This is a genomic window from Vibrio pomeroyi, assembly GCF_024347595.1.
Taxonomy (GTDB): Bacteria; Pseudomonadota; Gammaproteobacteria; order Enterobacterales; family Vibrionaceae; genus Vibrio; species Vibrio pomeroyi.
In genome coordinates, this window is sequence record NZ_AP025507.1 from 926,446 (window position 1) to 942,377 (window position 15,932).

Below are 15,932 nucleotides of genomic sequence, written 5' to 3' on the forward strand. Positions count from 1 at the left end.
CTCTTTGTTTAATAAAGCTTCGCTCAAGGCTATTTATCTAAACAGCACGTCGTTAGAAATTAGATCGACAAACACAATAATAATATTCAAAAGGAAAGGTTAACTATGAAAAATACCAAATTGGTAGGTGCAGTGGCACTGCTTGCTTCGCTAGTTTCAGGTCATGCATTCGCGGATTCTGAACAAAAGAAACTGACACTGATGTTGGATTGGTTTGTGAATCCGAACCACGGCCCAATTGTGATTGCTCAAGAGCGTGGTTACTTTGCAGACCAAGGCCTAGAGGTTGAAATCCAAGAGCCAGCTGACCCAAGCACGCCAGCAAAATTGGTTGCGGCAGGTAAGGTCGATCTTGCAGTCACCTACCAACCAAGTTTAACCATGGATGTGGCGGCAGGCCTGCCTCTCGTTCGTGCATCAACCCTTATTGCGACACCACTGAACACACTGATGGTGCTGGATAACGGCAAGAACGATTCATTAGCGGACCTGAAAGGCAAGAAGATCGGTATCGCGATTGCGGGCAACGAAGAAGCGACGATCGGCACTATGCTAGCTCAAGAAAATGTTGATTTTACTGACGTGCAAACCATCAATGTAGGTTGGGCACTGTCGTCTTCACTGGCATCGGGCAAGGTAGACGCAATCTGGGGGGGCTTACGTAACTTCGAAACTAATCAATTAGCGCTTGAAGGCTTTAAAGCAAAAGCTTTCTTCCCTGAAGAGCATGGTGTGCCAGCTTACGATGAGCTGATCTTTGTGGCGAACGCAAAGAAACACGACGACGAAGCCATCAAAGCATTTAACAAAGCACTTGAGCAAGCAACCACTTACATTGTGAACCACCCACAAGATTCATGGAGTGAGTTTGTGGCGTATTCACCAGATACGTTGAACAACGAACTTAACCAACGTGCATGGAACGACACACTGACTCGTTTTGCACTTCGCCCTTCTGCTGTAGATATGAAGCGTTACGATGATTACGCGCAGTTCATGTTCGACAAAGGCATTATCAAATCACTACCAAAAGCCGCTGATTACGTACCGACTTTTGATTAAGGAATCTCATGAAATACCAAGACTTAATCCAAGCCTGTCAGCAAGATTGGCAAGACTACACCGAGCATGATTTTGTTAAAACGCTGGCAAACGGCACTCTCGCTCAGCCTTGTTTTCTGCATTATTTGAAGCAAGATTTTCTGTTTTTGAAGCAGTATGCTCGCGCTTATGCATTGGCCATTTACAAAGCTAAAACCTTGGCTGATATGCGTCGTGCACTGCCAAGTGTTCATGCGCTGTTAGATTCTGAAATTTCACACCACGTGACTTACTGTGGTCAGTGGGGGCTAACGGAATCTGATTTAGAAAACGAACCTGAAGATTTCGGCACTGTTGCCTACACGCGCTACGTTCTAGACGCAGGTATGACGGGTGATCTTGTCGACTTATATGCAGCACTGGCTCCGTGTTCAATTGGTTATGCCGTGATTGGTAAAGCGCTATTAGAAAGCACTGATACTGTTTTAGAAGGCAACCCATACGCGAGTTGGTTACAGCTTTACGGCGGAGAAGAGTTCCAGTCTGGCGTGGCAACGGGTGCTGAGTATTTCAATCAGCTACTGGCTGAAATTGATATCAACAGCGAGCGCGGTCAGAACATCGTTCATATCTTCAAAACCGCAACGCGCATGGAAGTGGCTTTCTGGCAGCAAGGTCTGAATGCACTTAATGACTCAACAGCGGCTCAAAGTGACTTTCACGAATAAGGATTAATCCATGCTAACTGAACAAATCATCCAATCGCTGCGCGCAGTACGAGAGCAAAAGCCACTGGTTGTAAACATCACCAACTATGTAGTGATGAACAACACGGCCAATGCGTTATTGGCAATTGGCGCTTCGCCTATCATGGCGCACTCGCAACAAGAGCTGGCAGAGATGATGTCTTTCTCTGGCGCTTTGGTGATCAATATCGGCACGCTCGACAGTGTCTGGACGCCAAGAATGTGTTTTGCTGTTGAACAAGCGAATGCGAACAACAAGGTAGTGGTTCTTGACCCTGTGGGTTGTGGCGCAAGTACACTGCGTACCGAGACTTCTCGTGAAATCGCACGTTTAGCGGATAAGTTGATCATTCGTGGTAACGCGTCTGAGATTATCGCATTAGCGGGCGAACAAGCGCAGAGCAAAGGTGTTGATGCGTTAGATAGCAGTGATGCTGCATTAGGCGCTGCACAGTGCTTAGTGGCTGAATACGGCGCGAATGTGGTGATTTCTGGTGAGACAGATTACGTTGTCACCAAAGAAAGCGTGGTGACGTTAAACAATGGACACCCAATGATGCCGTATGTGACGGGTATGGGTTGTACCTTAACGGCATTGACGGGCGCATTTGCTGCTGTTGGTGATGAAAGTGGTTTAGCTGCCGCAGCAGTATTAGGCGTAGTAGGCGAAATCGCAGCTGAAAACTCACGCGGCCCGGGTAGTTTGCAAATGAATTTGCTTGATGAGTTGTACCAGTTAGACGAAGAGACCCTGATTCAACGTTTGAAGATTCAGTAGGGTTACTCTAACCTAACTCTAAGTCACAAGTTAGAAGCCTAACTTAAAACTCTTTAGTTAAAGAAAAGCCCCCGACACTTATGTGCTGGGGGCTTTTTATTATTGGTTTGGAACTGTGTTAGCTGTGTATAGACTGGCTGGCTGGCTGGCTGGCTGGCTGGCTGGCTGGCTAGGTTCTAAAACGATTCACTTGGCTCTCTAGGTGATGAGCAACTTCAGTTAAGTCGCTTGCTGCACCTGAAATGCTGCTGACGGACTCTTGGTTACTTTGCGCGATGGTATTGGCACCTTGCGCGTTCTCACCGAGTGATTTGGTAAGACGATCTTGTTCATCAACTGATACTGCGATTTGGCTGTTAGCCTGATTCAGATCTTGGATATGTTGATTAATCACATGTAAGTTCTGAGAAGCTTGCTGTGCCTGAGTTGAAGCATCTGAAACCGTACTGTGGCTCTCTTTGATCGACTCTAATGCATCTTTAGCGCCACGCTGTAGTGAGGTGATGAGCTCATCAATCTGGCTAGCAGAATCTTGGGTACGCTTAGCGAGCGTTCTTACTTCATCCGCTACTACGGCAAATCCACGACCTTGTTCACCAGCACGCGCAGCTTCAATCGCGGCATTCAATGCCAACAGGTTGGTTTGCTCTGAAACGCCTTTGATTACTTCAAGGATGGCACCAATGTTCATCGACTCTTTGTGTAGGTCGGTCACTTTCTGGCTGCTGACCTGCATGCTTTCATCGGCGCTGCCAATCTCGTGCAGTGTCTTGTCGACTTCTTTCAGACCCATTGCGACATTCTCGGTCGCTTGGTTCGCCACTTGAGAGGCGTGGTTAGCGCTTGAAGCAATTTCTGATGTGCTTGAAGCCAGTTGGTCAACCGCAGATGAGATGTTCATCATTTCGCTGTTCAACTGTGTTGCATTGGTCGAGCTGTTATTGGTCACTTGGTTAAGTGATTCAGACATCTCGCCAATACGTACACTAGAGCGGTTCACTTGGCCTACGATATCGCGCAGAGATTCAATGGTGATCTCCATGTTCGTTAGTAGTTCGCCAATCTCGTTCTTGCTCTCAATGTTCACTTCAACATTTAGGTTACCTTGAGAAAGCTCATTGGTGATCTGTTTAACCTGCGCGATGCCTTTGGTAATAGAACGAGTCACTAACACGGCGCTTGTCATGCCGATAACCAAAGCGACACCTGTGAGCAAGATGATGATTTGAATCGAGCGCTTTTCACTGGCTTGCAGCTCTGGTGTTAACGCCTGTTTCTGTTGTTCGAGAATGCTCTGAGCATCAGCTACCGAAATCGCTAAGCTGTCGCCAATAGAGGAAAGGGTAGCGGTTCTTTGAGTGTTCTCAATCATCTGTTGATGAACTTGCTCAAAACCTTTCGCGTACGCTTCGCGTTGGTTTGAGAAGTCTTCAATCAGTTCACTTTGATAAGGAGATGATTTAAGAGATTCGATATCGCCTTCGATACCTGGTAGAGCATATTCAAAGATGTCTTTACCGGCTTCATAGGTTTTAAGATCGTTATTGTTTGAGTAACTCAGTACAGTGATCTTGGCGGCGAGGAAGTTCTCCATCAACATGCCTGCGTACAAGCTCGCGTTTGGATCGTTGTTGTTGTAAGACTCATACAACAAGCTCTGAGCAGCTTTCAGTGCGTTGGTTTCTCGTGTGACCATTTCCACGTTAACTAACTGGTCAATGAGCAGTTGGCTCTGTTTCATTGAACCATAAGCCGCATCAAACGCCGCAACGCTGTCTTGTACTAATTGCAGGCTCGACAGGCTATCAGTATTGGTGGTGGTTTGGATTAAGTTGTTCAGCAGTTCATCAATCGCGAGTTTGCTTGATTGATAATTCGCTTCGTATTGATCATCCAATGACTCTAAGTAACGTTCAGAGGCTAAACGCATCTGAAGAAAGTGCACTTGAATGTTGCCTGACAATGTCGCCTTTTGGCTGAGTTCACTGTACTGGCTAAAGCCGTTCGACAAGGTTTGAATACCTTTGTAACTCACAAGGCCTGAAATGACGAAAAAGAGCAAGCAGATGGCATAACCCAGCTTGATCTTGAGCGCTATAGAAAGGTGGCGCATAACTATCCCTATATTTACCTGATTCCTTCATAGGGGAGTATTTCATAAAACAGCATTCTGGGCATGCTAAAGCGAATAGTTTGTGTAATAAGTAACGCTTTTGTTAAAAAATTCAGGTTTTTCGATATGCTTTCAACGAGTTGCGTATTTGAATTCCCCCGCCTAACTTAAGGAATTAAGTGCTAACTTCCATGCATAGGATGTGATTTGTCGGTAAAATGGCAGAAAACCAATTTTAGAAATCGACTTCAAAGGTACGCGATGAACCCTTATAAACTTTATCTGGTGACTGACGACCAACAAGATTTAGAAACGCTTAAGTTCGTGGTTGAACAAGCAGTTGCTGGTGGCGTCACTATGGTTCAAGTAAGAGAAAAACATGGGGACGTAAGAGCGTTCATTGAGCGTGCAGAAGCCGTTAAATCGGTTTTAGCTGGAACCGTTGTGCCCATGATCATTAATGATCGTGTTGATGTCGCATTGGCGGTTGATGCCGATGGTTTGCACTTGGGGCAATCGGATATGCCAGCAGTGATAGCACGCAAGCTGATTGGCACGGATAAGATTCTTGGTTTGTCGATTGAGACAGAGCAACAGCTACGAGAAGCCGATAGCTTGCCGATTGATTACATTGGCCTTAGTGCACTGTTTGCGACACCGACCAAGACAAATCTAAAGAAACACTGGGGTTACGAAGGCATTCAAATGGCGTTAGAAACGACCAAGCTTCCGATTGTTGGGATTGGCGGTATTAACGAATCGAACATCCCTCAGCTGACTGAAACGGGCATTCATGGATTGGCATTGGTATCAGCGATATGTCATGCAGAAGATCCGAAACAAGCGACGCAGGATTTGCTGTCCCTAATGGGAGAGTGAAGGGGGGAATAGACTAGAAAACAAATGAGACTCGTCATTTGTTTTCTAGTTAGAGCGTAATAAAACACTCGATGCAGTAGTCAGTAAAAGGTGTGCTCTAACTTACTGAATACACAAAGCAACGGTGCCGATGATCATAAGAACGATCGCAGCGTACCAGCCGTATTGCGCAGTTTTATCAGCAACGAAAATCCTAATGTAGTTGATCTCTTCGTGCGCCATTGCGATGAAGTCGGTGTAGTTAATCGATAACTCACGGCTAGCGTCTTTCAGGTCTTGCTGAAGCTTGTTGAAAGACTCATCGATGAAGCCTTTTGTTTCCGAAGCAGACGGAGTAGCAGTTAACGCTAGGCTATTCCAAACAGCCATACGCGATTCATATTCGCTTTCACTGACACAATTAAGTACGCGTAAATCATACTCTCGTTTGTTACGCTCTTTACCCATTTTCTCAGGGCAAATATTTCTTAAAACGTTCACGACAAATTTTCCAAAAGGTTCATTTAGATATAGAAAAGCTCTCAAAGAGGGCTCATAAACTGGGGTGAATTAAATTCAAAAAGTGATCTATTTGAAGCTGTCATAAGCGGCTGCGATGCAGAACATTCATGTGGGAGATTTGAAGTTAGGTCAGTGGTGTTAAAGAGCGATTTGGGTCTGTCTGAATTCGTTTGAAAAGACAAACCCGTTGGGATCGCAGTGTAATTAGGTCACTTTGGGACATCAACTAGGGTGTTTTATCCAGACGACAAAGATATTTATCGGTGAAACGTGTAGAAATGCGGTAGTACGCAGAAACGCACTACCGATATTGCAATGTAGTGTTGAGCTAGTTTGCCTGCCATTGATTGTATTGCAGTGAATACCCTTCTAATTTCTCAATCAAACTGGTTAGCACTGGTCCGTTAATGTGGCTTCGTGATACCAAACAACCGACAGGGGTTATCCAACCACCATGCTCGTGCGCCACGGGCAGAGCAACCAAGTCACCTTTCTGAATGCCTTCCATTACCATCATTTCAGGCACATTTGCCCAACCAACGTTTTGTTCGACCAATTCGATGATGGTTCTATGATTATTCGCATACCAAAGCATTGAGCTAATTCCGTAAGTAAACCACAGCTCTCGTTGCTTTGAGCTGCGATGCACGCATTGGCGATAGCGTTTTAAGTCGGAATCTTGCACCACAGGCATTTGGCTGAGCTCGTGTGTGGCGGAACTGACAGTGAGAAAGCGTGCTTGGCCAAGTAAGAAAAAGTCCATATCTACCTTCAGTTCACCATCCGCATAGATGATGCCTATTTGCGCTTTGCCGCGTCTGACTAGGTCTTCCACATCGAAGGTTGAGGTCGTAATAATATCGAAGTGCGTGATTGGAAATTGATCCGCTAGTGAGCTGATTATCTTGATGAAGTTCTTATCAATGATGCTTTCATCCACAGCAATGATCAGTTCGTGCTCATCTTCTTGTGTTAGTGATTCTACTTTCTGATCGAAATACTTTTGTTGATCGAGAATCGACTTGGCGACAGGCAATAACGCTTTACCTGTGTTGGTCAAAACGGGGATGTTTTTCTCTCGGTTAAACAGCTCTTGGTCGATGGCAATTTCTAGATTGGCGATCGACTGGCTGACGCCGGATTGAGCGCGCTTCAGCTTGCGTGCCGCCGCCGAAAAAGAGCCAGTTTCACACACAGTGACGAAGACTTTTAGTTGCTCAAAGCTGTACATGCTATCTCTCGCTCAAAACCAAATTGGGGTGATAACATTTAGGCTATCACTATTCGTGATGGCTGTTAACTTTCTCTTATTATTTCCGATGACATAATCCTAGCTAATCCAACACATACTAGATTATTTAGAGGAATGTATGAGTACGTTAGAAAGAGTGTTCCACTCAGTATTATTCGAAGTTTTGGCCGTAACGCTTTCAATTATAGGCTTGGCGATATTTACCGATCACGATGTGAATGCCTTATCAGGAACCATGATAGTTGTCGCGACCATCGCGATGATGTGGAATTACTGTTTTAACCGCATTTTTGATCGCTACTTCACGGGTGAAAAATCTAAGCGTTCATTGAAATTACGAGTGTTTCACGTCGTGTTATTTGAAGCGGGTTTGCTCATTGCAACTATTCCCGTCATGGCTTACTTACTCAATGTAGGAGTTTGGCAGGCATTCTTGATGGATATCGGCGTGACCATTTTTATTACCATTTACGCGTTTGTATTCAACCTGATTTACGACCATGTTCGAGCATTCTGGGTACGCAGAGCGGATCTGGCAGTCCAGTAACCTACCAAGTCAGTAGACGCTAGTTTGGCTACTAACCGATTGTTTATTCGTTACTTTGACGGAGACATTCAGTTAGTAAGCCTAGGTCACTCGTCATTTATTCTGCTATCTTAAATAAGGTGATAATTTGAGTTCGTGAAAGAACAGATTAAGAGGAAAGGATGCCTAATACCCCTCAAATGACGGTTGTAGACAAGAAAGAAGTCGAGCTTTTTGCTGAACTGTTCAAAAATATCGACGGTGAAATCTATACCTTGCTACGCAGTGCCAAAATTCCCAATGACATTCTCACCAGTAGCGACCATTACGAGTACCTCCCTGAGACCACCATTAAAAATGTGGTCAATATTATGGGGGAGTCGGCGTCACGAGAAGAATTTGCACTGTTTATGTGGAGCTTCTGCAAACAAACCTATGTCCCTAGGTTCGTCGCTAAACTGAGCAATCAGGATTCGCTAAAAAGTGCGCTCGACCAATTTTCCGAGCAATTACAGCAAGTCTCGAATGGCGCGCACCTCTACACCAAGCAGTCTGGTGGCAAGTGGTGGTTTGTTCGCGAAAAACCGTTTACGAATGCGCCTTGGTTTAAGTTTGCAGAGCTGTTCTCGGTTATCTTTATCAACGAGCTGCTTTCCGTATTAACGCAAGGCCGTTGGAAACCATCGGAGATCGGTATTCAAAGTGGCGACCTCGATTGCTTTCAATCTCTTCCGCAAATGGGCGGTGCTCAGTTTTACACGCATAGGCCTGTGACTGCGTTTGAAATACCTGAAGAGATCATGCTTGAGCCGATTGTGTTACCCAAAGTGCCCCAAGAACTCGAACTCGCCAGCCCTTTACCTAGTTCCTTTCTGAGCGCTTTTAAATTAGTGATCAAGCCTTATCTCACCATGGGGAAACTGCCGATTAGCTTGGCATCTGAAATTCTAAATATTCATGTCAGAACCATTCAACGCCGCTTGGAAAACGAAGGAGTGGTGTACAAAGCTTTGATAGAAGAGATGGTGTTGGAACAGGTTTTGGATTTGCTCAAACAACCGGATTTATCGATTACTCAAGTAGGTGCAAAGATGGGTTATTCCGATTCTTCCCATTTCACTCGTGCATTTAAACGACAGATGAACATGACTCCAAGACAGTACCGCAAAGAACATAGTTAAAGTCGATAAGTCAAAGTTCATAGATATCAATGAAATCATCGAACAGATAACCGGAGACCGTACGCAGAATTAATCATTGTCACCAAATGGCCATTTATCAACCTTGAAGACTGGCAGTATCACTACTAAGTTATTGAATGTGGATGAGTTGTTTTTATTTAGTCTTTCGTGAGTGTTACGGCCAATAAAAACACCTTTGAAACCTCATAACACTCATTAGTAGTTACGGAATCGTTATGGGAAGTGGACGCCACTAACAAACGGAATCAAGGTGTAAAAATGAATAATTCAGGCTTAAAGCTTTCTGTTGTTGCGCTCTCGTGTTCATTTGCTCTCTCAGCAAATGCAGCATCAACGCTATTTACTAACGTAGATGTGTTCAACGGTACGGAAAACAAATTGTACGAAGACCATCATGTATTGGTTGAAGACAATCTTATCAAACAAATCTCTGCAAGCCCGATCGAGGCTGGTGAAGCTGAAGTGATTGATGGCACAGGCAAAACGTTAATGCCTGGCTTAATCGAAGGCCATGGTCACTTGTTGTTGAATGGCGGTAACCTTAGCGATCACGAAAACAACCGTACGATTGAAGAACTGGCCGCTCGTGCGACAGTCAACGCTAATGCTGCATTTCAATCAGGCTTTACTACATGGCGTGATGCTGGTGGCTTGAACACGGGCTTACGTAAAACGATCGACTCTGGCATGTTGCCGGGGCCAAGACTCTACACGTCAGGCGCGTTTATTGGCCCAACGGGTTCACACGCCGATTTCAGTAACCTAACCACGGCTAACCAACACTTCTTCGGTTCAACAACCAGCATGGCTCGCAATAGCGTGAGCTTTAATGCGGACGGTATTACCGAAATCAAAGCCGCGGCTCGCCAAAACTTTAAGCAAGGCAATACTCAGATTAAGATCATGTCATCAGGTGGCGTGGCTTCGTCATTTGACCCTTGGCAACTGAATGCGATGTCTGCGGAAGAGATTGAAGCCGCAGTGGAAATTGCCGATGCGTACGGTTCTTACGTGATGTCTCATGCCTACAGCAAAAAAGCGATCATGCGTAACCTAGATGCAGGCGTTAAAACGATTGAGCATGGCTTCATGTTCGATGGTGATATTGCCGACAAGATGGAAGACAAAGATGCTTACATCACAACCAACATGACCGCATTCTCGCCTTACTTAACACAGATTGAGGCGATTAACTCGAACCCTGCATCTAAGCGTAAAGCTGAATCTGCAACCAAAGCGTTCAAAGACTACATCTCGAACGTAAACAAATACCAACCTAAATGGGGCTTCCACACAGACTGTGTTGGTGATGTGGTTTCTTGTATCAAGCAAACCGACCACACGATCTACCTTGCGGGTAAAGAGCTTGGTAACTTCTTCACTCTGAAAGGCATGACATCAGTAAACGGTGAGATCGTTAAGTTGTCCGGTGTGATGGACCCATATCCAGAGGGTAAGTTGGGCGTGATTGAAGCGGGTGCATACGCCGATATCATCATTGTAGAAGGCAACCCACTTGAAGACTTAACAGTGATTGGCGCAAACGAAAAATGGTTTGACGCAGAGCCGCGTAGCCCTGAAATCGATACCATCAAAGTCATCATGAAAGATGGCAAAGTCTACAAAAACACGCTGTAACACAGCGCGACTATTCAGTTAAAAATTAAGCTTCAATAGGCGGCCTACTTCGGTAGGTCACCTCTCTTCAAGGTGTCCTTATGCAAAAAACGCTTTCTCTTATCCTATCGATGATGTCACTGACCATCATCGCTATACCTACCTTTGCTGAAACAGCGATGAATCTTGAGTGGCAAGATCTGAATTCAGGTTCTCACGAAATGAAATTAGAAATGCCAGAGCTCACCGATCAGCAAATGCGTCTATTACAAGGTGTGATAGCAATGAGTGCATCAGAGGAAGAGCAAGCTCAACAACAGGCTTTATTACTCAAAAGAACGCTAAAAGAGCAGGGCGTTGATGCAGACGAAATGATCGCGCTGCGTGACCAATACATGAAAACTATGAAGGCGAACGCTGAAGCTATCACGACAGAATTTGACGGCAAGAAAGTGCGAGTTCCTGGTTTCATCGTGCCTTTAGAGTTCTCAGAAGGTATGACCGCAATCGAGTTTCTTTTAGTGCCAGTGGCGGGCGCGTGTATTCACATGCCACCACCACCTGCAAACCAGATTGTACGCGTGTCTTTCCCAGAAGGCTTTCAGGTACAGAATGTTCAGTATCCAGTATGGGTAGAAGGTGACTTTAGCTCGAACAAAGTGACTGAAGAAGTCTTCCTAGTCGATGGTAAAAGCAACCTTACCATGGGTTATGAAATGAAAGCCTCGATGATTGAAGACTATTACGAGAAAGAAAATTAATGGTTGTCATCAAATGACAATTTTCAATGTGAGCAATGAATAAAATAGAACTCACTCAAAAAGCATTGGTGACAAGATGAATTCAAGATTATCTAAAGTAAGTATGGCGGTGATGGTGCTAGCAACCTCAATGAGCACTGCGGTATATAGCGCAAACTTCGAAGGTCCAGATTCGGTTGAAAATACAATTTCAAAGCAAAAAGATCAGCAACTGGATTGGCGTGAAAAGCTTGCTGCGGATGGTTTTACATTTGGCGCGGATTATAACGTCTTAGGATTGACTTCTAACAATGGATCTCTGGGGAACGATGTTGATGCCTCTTCAGGTGTTGCGAGATTTTATGGCTCGTGGAATTTAGTCGGCAAAGAGACTGGCAATACTGGTGGAATAGTATGGAAAGTAGAACATCGACACGGCTATTCGGATTCAGCACCTAAAAATTTAGCCTTTATTGATGATACCGACCGACTATTTAACAACGGTACAAAAGAAGGACTGGGCTATGTGGGTATGATTGGTTCCGCCTATAGCGACCAAGGCTTCCGCGTCACCAATTTGCATTGGAAACAGAAGTTTAATGGAGGCAAAACCTCAGTTATTGCAGGTTGGCAAGATGTCACTGACTATGTGGACACATATGCGCTAGCGAGCCCATGGTCTGGCTTCAGTAACCTTGCATTTTCAACGGGATCTGGAGCAATGGGTTTACCTGATGATGGTGTGTTAGCTCTTTCAGCAGGGCATATGCTTACAGAAAATTACTATGTGATTGCTGGTATCGCTGACGCTAACGGCAAGTCCGATGATATCTTTGATGGTTTCAATACATTATTCGACGAGAGTGAGTTTTTCACCACCCTAGAGCTAGGTTGGACTGAATCGCAGGATCAAATATTTACTGATAATTTCCACATTACCGCGTGGCGCTTTGACGGTGGCACTCGTCATAGCTTGTCGGATGCGACTGGCGGTGGTGAGTCTGGAAAGGGTATTAACTTCTCGTGGAGCCAATTTGTCACACCTCAAGTAATGCCGTTTGTGCGAGGAGGTTTCTCTGATGGTGATGTTGCTTTGTATGAACGTTCCTTGAGTGTCGGTGTTGGCTACTTTGGTTTGGGGAGAGAGAAGAATAACCTTGGTTTTGCGGTTAACTGGTCAGAAATTAATGAGTACGCGCTAAAAGGAATTTCTACGGGTTTGTATGGGAATGATGGCGAACAATTCACAGCCGAACTTTACTACAACATGCAACTTAATGACTTTATTCAAGTAACGCCTGACATCCAGTATATCAAAGATCCTGCGTTTTCTAATGAGAGTAGCGCTTGGGTGTTCGGTATTAGAGCGAGAGTGTTTATCTAATTCCGTTAAGTATTACCTTGTTTAGACTTAACAGCTAAACGTAAAAAGTGAGCCCATGTGGCTCACTTTTTTGTTTCTAGTTCGATTAAACCTTATATAATCGAGCACTTAGGCTTTTTCGGCTTTCTGCGTGTCATCCAGTGCAAAGTAGATCTTAGAAACAATCACTTCCGCAACCAGAATCGTAAACACCACGGCAAAGAAGGCGACCACACCGTTCCAAGGGCCTGTGAAATCGACTTTGTCACCAAATAGGATGTTGATCGCTTCTAGCATCACGAACTTTGAACCGACCAGAATTACGTAGCTCGACAGGCCTCTGTAGATCTTAGGTGCCGTCCCCGGTTTCGATTTAAAGTAATCCGCGAGCTTATGTTCTAAGCCGATAGAGAGTTTAAGCAACAGCTGCAGCAAAATCGCGGCAGCAAATGAGATGGTGAATGACTCGATATTAACGAAGTCCCAGTATTCATCAAAAAAATTGAGAACGGTTAAATCAACGAGTACTGCGAGTGTGTAGCCGACAAAGAGTCGCTGGGGCGTATTAAATCCATATACTTTTTCAATATTGCTCATCTACTTCTTCCTGAGTAAAGGGTTATAAAAAACTTAGGAGATAAATATAGGATATTCAAACGCTTATTGCTCAGGATGCGAAACAGCTCTTAAAGTGCGCGTGGCGCATTATGGTAAGTATCCCGATCAAGATTGATTGAATATGAGTTCTCGGATGAGTTCTCGGCATGAACCTATGATTTAACTAGAGGTAGATATGATTATTCACTTTAGAATCCAAGACGTAGAAGAGCTTTGGGGCTCAATAGATTTGGCGACACTCTTACAAACGGAACTGAGAGGGGTATCAACCACACTATTAACTATCTGATTGAAATAGTTAAATTACCAATTACACTTGAAGCATAAGTTTGAATGGAGTCAACTTAATGCTTTCACCCCAATCGTTATATCCCCCTTCTATTGCTTTACTTTTAACGGGCCTTATTTGTTCCTCGGCCTATGCATCTAATGAGGCGATTCAACATCGGTTAGAAAAGATATTCGCCGTTTCAATTGCGCTTACAGACAGCGATGCCGTCTCTATTGGTTTTGTGGACTTCGATCCGAACTCGTTCATCAATTTAAACGACAGTGGGTTTGGCTCCGATAAAACCATCGATACTCGAAGCCAAGTCAGTGTCGGCTCTATTCCTTATGCTTCCGTGATTAAAACCGATGATCCTGACCTAGATTTGATTTGGTCGGTGCGAGGCTCTTATGCGCTCTCTGAGCAAGATATTGAGATTTCATCCGATGTCACATCAGACCGCAGAGTTAACCCCAATAAAGACTCAGTATTGGGCCTGTATGGCTTTTTCGGCGCTCAAAGCCATTTAAATCAACATTGGTCTATCGTTTATGGTTTAGGCACTCATTTGCTCTACTACCGCAATAAATACGAATATAAAAACAGCTACTCTCAAGCCTTTCAATCTCAGCTCGACGGATACGCGCTGAACACTTCGGCGTGGGCATTGGTTGGTGAGCCGTCGGTGAAACTTAAATACCTGCAGAAACAAGAGTGGGGAAGTTGGAATGTCTCATCAAGAGCGCGTTATTTCTATGGAACGGGCTGGGGCGAAGCCAATGATGGCGATATCGGCAACCCTGAAGGTTTGCGGTTTATTAACGAGATTGAATTCAGACAAAATATGGCATTGGATGCTTGGTCGTTAAAGAACCCTCAGGTTCACTATAACCTGCGAAGAATCGACGTAGCAGGGGATCTCACGGACCCACTCGATACACTCTATTACTATGAGTTTGGTGCCGGTTTAGTGTTCGATGTGCCTTACGATTCTTACTTCTTTGATAATTTCGGTGTCGGGATTAACTTCAATTACGGAAGTTCGCTCAGTGGTGGCAGTTTGCTCTTCTTACTCAATAATTAGCATAAGTTGTTGATCTTCAAAGCACTCATATAATTTGAATTTGTATGTGTCGTAAAATGGTAAATATTGTTTATAAAACTTAGTCATCATAGCGCTCTGTCCATCACCCGAGCACATTATGAACAAGTTGAATTTTGACCGCAGAGCCCCGTTATACGTGGTGTCTGCACTTGTCCTAAATACGTTGGTTAGCTTGTGGTTGCTGAGCATTGCTTCTACCGCAGCTATGGTTTTTTCTGTGTGCGCGTTGTTCCTTCTTAGCACACTGATCACCGCACGCCTGTATCGACACGAAATGACTCAGAGCCAAAACAGCTTGTCTGAGGCGATCATTGATGGTGTTGCCGGATTTATTATCCTCGATAATCAATTAAGAATAATTCAGGTTAATCAACAGTTCTCTAGAGTCTCTGGTTATGCGTTCGACCAAGTCGAAGCCCGTCCTATTTCAGACCTCTGCTTTATGAACAACAGTGGCTTGATATCGACCATTGCCATTTCGCTTAAACAAAATCACAGATGGAAAGGTGAGTTAAGTGGTGTCAGCCGACTTGGTGAACATTTTACGGTCAACGTGGTTGTCGAAAAGCTTACCGAGTTATTGCCGCATAACGAAAAGTACGTGGTCACTTTTACTGATATCAGCCGACGTAAGATCTTAGAGCGTCGATTAAGAATGCTGGTGGAAACAGACTCGCTAACAGGCTGTTGGAACCGACGCCGTTTCGACAAAGATCTCAACCATTATTCAAACCTCGCGGAGCGTTACGGTTACACGCATTCTTGTCTCGCGCTGATCGACTTGGACCATTTTAAATCCATTAACGATAACCATGGCCATGACCAAGGTGACGCGGCACTCAAAGAGGTTGCAGAACTATCGAGAAGCAACAGTCGTGATACTGACATCGTGGCTCGTGTTGGTGGTGAAGAGTTTGCCATCTTAATGCCAGAAACCAACTTGGCCGATGCGTTTGAAGCCATGTATCGATTGAAAGAAGTGATTACTAAAGGCACGACCTTGAACCTAACTGTGAGCAGTGGTGTGTCTGAGATACAGGCGCAAGCTGAAGCGACCTATCGCAGTGCGGACAGGGCGCTTTATCGTGCAAAAGGGAATGGTCGAAACCGGGTGTGTAGCTCGAGCTCAGGCATTCCAGCTCCGATTGTGCTTGGTTAATCTATTTAGCTAACGTACTTAACG

At 44.7% G+C, this 15,932-nt stretch carries 15 protein-coding genes; 11 read left to right on the forward strand and 4 right to left on the reverse strand.

Annotated features, from left to right (window positions below):
- Positions 1 to 105: 105 nt before the first annotated feature.
- From OCV12_RS20220 to thiM, 3 genes are read left to right on the forward strand one after another with little or no spacing between them, the layout of a single operon-like run.
- Positions 106 to 1,062, forward strand: a complete 957-nt coding sequence (locus OCV12_RS20220) for an ABC transporter substrate-binding protein (RefSeq protein WP_261887062.1) — start codon at positions 106 to 108, stop codon at positions 1,060 to 1,062.
- Between the two features lie 8 nt (positions 1,063 to 1,070).
- On the forward strand, positions 1,071 to 1,769 hold the full coding sequence (gene tenA, locus OCV12_RS20225) for a thiaminase II (RefSeq protein WP_261887063.1): 699 nt from the start codon (positions 1,071 to 1,073) through the stop codon (positions 1,767 to 1,769).
- Positions 1,770 to 1,779: 10 nt separating this feature from the next.
- Complete coding sequence (thiM, locus tag OCV12_RS20230; RefSeq protein ID WP_261887064.1) at positions 1,780 to 2,565, forward strand: hydroxyethylthiazole kinase; 786 nt, start codon at positions 1,780 to 1,782, stop codon at positions 2,563 to 2,565.
- Positions 2,566 to 2,734: 169 nt separating this feature from the next.
- Here thiM and OCV12_RS20235 read toward each other — a convergent pair whose 3' ends face one another.
- Positions 2,735 to 4,678: a methyl-accepting chemotaxis protein gene (locus tag OCV12_RS20235; RefSeq protein ID WP_261887065.1), complete on the reverse strand. Its 1,944-nt coding sequence runs from the start codon at positions 4,676 to 4,678 to the stop codon at positions 2,735 to 2,737.
- A gap of 261 nt (positions 4,679 to 4,939) precedes the next feature.
- On the opposite strand from OCV12_RS20235, the gene thiE reads away from it, so the two are divergent.
- Complete coding sequence (gene thiE / locus OCV12_RS20240) at positions 4,940 to 5,557, forward strand: thiamine phosphate synthase (protein WP_261887066.1); 618 nt, start codon at positions 4,940 to 4,942, stop codon at positions 5,555 to 5,557.
- 102 nt (positions 5,558 to 5,659) lie between these two features.
- Here thiE and OCV12_RS20245 read toward each other — a convergent pair whose 3' ends face one another.
- Both OCV12_RS20245 and OCV12_RS20250 read right to left on the reverse strand, forming a co-directional pair.
- Positions 5,660 to 6,004 (reverse strand): hypothetical protein, encoded by a 345-nt coding sequence (locus OCV12_RS20245; RefSeq protein ID WP_008216337.1) that lies wholly within the window; start codon positions 6,002 to 6,004, stop codon positions 5,660 to 5,662.
- A gap of 382 nt (positions 6,005 to 6,386) precedes the next feature.
- Entirely contained in the window at positions 6,387 to 7,289 is a 903-nt protein-coding gene (locus OCV12_RS20250) for a LysR family transcriptional regulator (RefSeq protein ID WP_261887067.1), read from the reverse strand.
- A gap of 139 nt (positions 7,290 to 7,428) precedes the next feature.
- Here OCV12_RS20250 and OCV12_RS20255 point away from each other — a divergent pair, with 139 nt between their 5' ends.
- The 5 genes from OCV12_RS20255 (at position 7,429) to OCV12_RS20275 (ending at position 12,779) form a co-directional block, all read left to right on the forward strand.
- The gene (locus OCV12_RS20255) at positions 7,429 to 7,857 is read left to right on the forward strand and encodes a PACE efflux transporter (protein WP_261887068.1); all 429 of its coding nucleotides are present in this window, start codon (positions 7,429 to 7,431) and stop codon (positions 7,855 to 7,857) included.
- A gap of 179 nt (positions 7,858 to 8,036) precedes the next feature.
- The gene (locus OCV12_RS20260) at positions 8,037 to 9,017 is read left to right on the forward strand and encodes a helix-turn-helix domain-containing protein (RefSeq protein WP_315972808.1); all 981 of its coding nucleotides are present in this window, start codon (positions 8,037 to 8,039) and stop codon (positions 9,015 to 9,017) included.
- 279 nt (positions 9,018 to 9,296) lie between these two features.
- Positions 9,297 to 10,676 carry a metal-dependent hydrolase family protein gene (locus OCV12_RS20265; RefSeq protein WP_261887070.1) on the forward strand — a complete coding sequence of 460 codons (1,380 nt, stop codon included), beginning with the start codon at positions 9,297 to 9,299 and terminating at the stop codon, positions 10,674 to 10,676.
- 80 nt (positions 10,677 to 10,756) lie between these two features.
- Positions 10,757 to 11,416: a DUF3299 domain-containing protein gene (locus OCV12_RS20270; protein WP_261887071.1), complete on the forward strand. Its 660-nt coding sequence runs from the start codon at positions 10,757 to 10,759 to the stop codon at positions 11,414 to 11,416.
- A gap of 76 nt (positions 11,417 to 11,492) precedes the next feature.
- Positions 11,493 to 12,779 (forward strand): carbohydrate porin, encoded by a 1,287-nt coding sequence (locus OCV12_RS20275; protein WP_261887072.1) that lies wholly within the window; start codon positions 11,493 to 11,495, stop codon positions 12,777 to 12,779.
- Between the two features lie 108 nt (positions 12,780 to 12,887).
- On the opposite strand, the gene OCV12_RS20280 is transcribed toward OCV12_RS20275, so the two are convergent.
- A complete protein-coding gene (locus OCV12_RS20280) occupies positions 12,888 to 13,355 on the reverse strand; it encodes a hypothetical protein (RefSeq protein WP_239718873.1) in 468 nt (155 codons plus the stop codon).
- Between the two features lie 368 nt (positions 13,356 to 13,723).
- On the opposite strand from OCV12_RS20280, the gene OCV12_RS20285 reads away from it, so the two are divergent.
- Both OCV12_RS20285 and OCV12_RS20290 read left to right on the forward strand, forming a co-directional pair.
- Positions 13,724 to 14,728, forward strand: a complete 1,005-nt coding sequence (locus tag OCV12_RS20285; protein ID WP_261887073.1) for a Solitary outer membrane autotransporter beta-barrel domain — start codon at positions 13,724 to 13,726, stop codon at positions 14,726 to 14,728.
- 118 nt (positions 14,729 to 14,846) lie between these two features.
- Entirely contained in the window at positions 14,847 to 15,908 is a 1,062-nt protein-coding gene (locus OCV12_RS20290) for a sensor domain-containing diguanylate cyclase (protein WP_261887074.1), read from the forward strand.
- The last annotated feature ends 24 nt before the right edge of the window (positions 15,909 to 15,932 follow it).

What these genes read in the sequence shown, in the direction of transcription:
- OCV12_RS20275 (WP_261887072.1), top strand. Translation starts at nt 11,493, where the DNA reads ATGAATTCAAGATTATCTAAAGTAAGTATGGCGGTGATGGTGCTAGCA.
- OCV12_RS20285 (WP_261887073.1), top strand. Translation starts at nt 13,724, where the DNA reads ATGCTTTCACCCCAATCGTTATATCCCCCTTCTATTGCTTTACTTTTA.
- OCV12_RS20270 (WP_261887071.1), top strand. Translation starts at nt 10,757, where the DNA reads ATGCAAAAAACGCTTTCTCTTATCCTATCGATGATGTCACTGACCATC.
- OCV12_RS20260 (WP_315972808.1), top strand. Translation starts at nt 8,037, where the DNA reads ATGACGGTTGTAGACAAGAAAGAAGTCGAGCTTTTTGCTGAACTGTTC.
- thiM (WP_261887064.1), top strand. Translation starts at nt 1,780, where the DNA reads ATGCTAACTGAACAAATCATCCAATCGCTGCGCGCAGTACGAGAGCAA.
- OCV12_RS20255 (WP_261887068.1), top strand. Translation starts at nt 7,429, where the DNA reads ATGAGTACGTTAGAAAGAGTGTTCCACTCAGTATTATTCGAAGTTTTG.
- thiE (WP_261887066.1), top strand. Translation starts at nt 4,940, where the DNA reads ATGAACCCTTATAAACTTTATCTGGTGACTGACGACCAACAAGATTTA.
- OCV12_RS20280 (WP_239718873.1), bottom strand. Translation starts at nt 13,355, where the DNA reads ATGAGCAATATTGAAAAAGTATATGGATTTAATACGCCCCAGCGACTC.
- tenA (WP_261887063.1), top strand. Translation starts at nt 1,071, where the DNA reads ATGAAATACCAAGACTTAATCCAAGCCTGTCAGCAAGATTGGCAAGAC.
- OCV12_RS20235 (WP_261887065.1), bottom strand. Translation starts at nt 4,678, where the DNA reads ATGCGCCACCTTTCTATAGCGCTCAAGATCAAGCTGGGTTATGCCATC.
- OCV12_RS20290 (WP_261887074.1), top strand. Translation starts at nt 14,847, where the DNA reads ATGAACAAGTTGAATTTTGACCGCAGAGCCCCGTTATACGTGGTGTCT.
- OCV12_RS20245 (WP_008216337.1), bottom strand. Translation starts at nt 6,004, where the DNA reads ATGGGTAAAGAGCGTAACAAACGAGAGTATGATTTACGCGTACTTAAT.
- OCV12_RS20220 (WP_261887062.1), top strand. Translation starts at nt 106, where the DNA reads ATGAAAAATACCAAATTGGTAGGTGCAGTGGCACTGCTTGCTTCGCTA.
- OCV12_RS20250 (WP_261887067.1), bottom strand. Translation starts at nt 7,289, where the DNA reads ATGTACAGCTTTGAGCAACTAAAAGTCTTCGTCACTGTGTGTGAAACT.
- OCV12_RS20265 (WP_261887070.1), top strand. Translation starts at nt 9,297, where the DNA reads ATGAATAATTCAGGCTTAAAGCTTTCTGTTGTTGCGCTCTCGTGTTCA.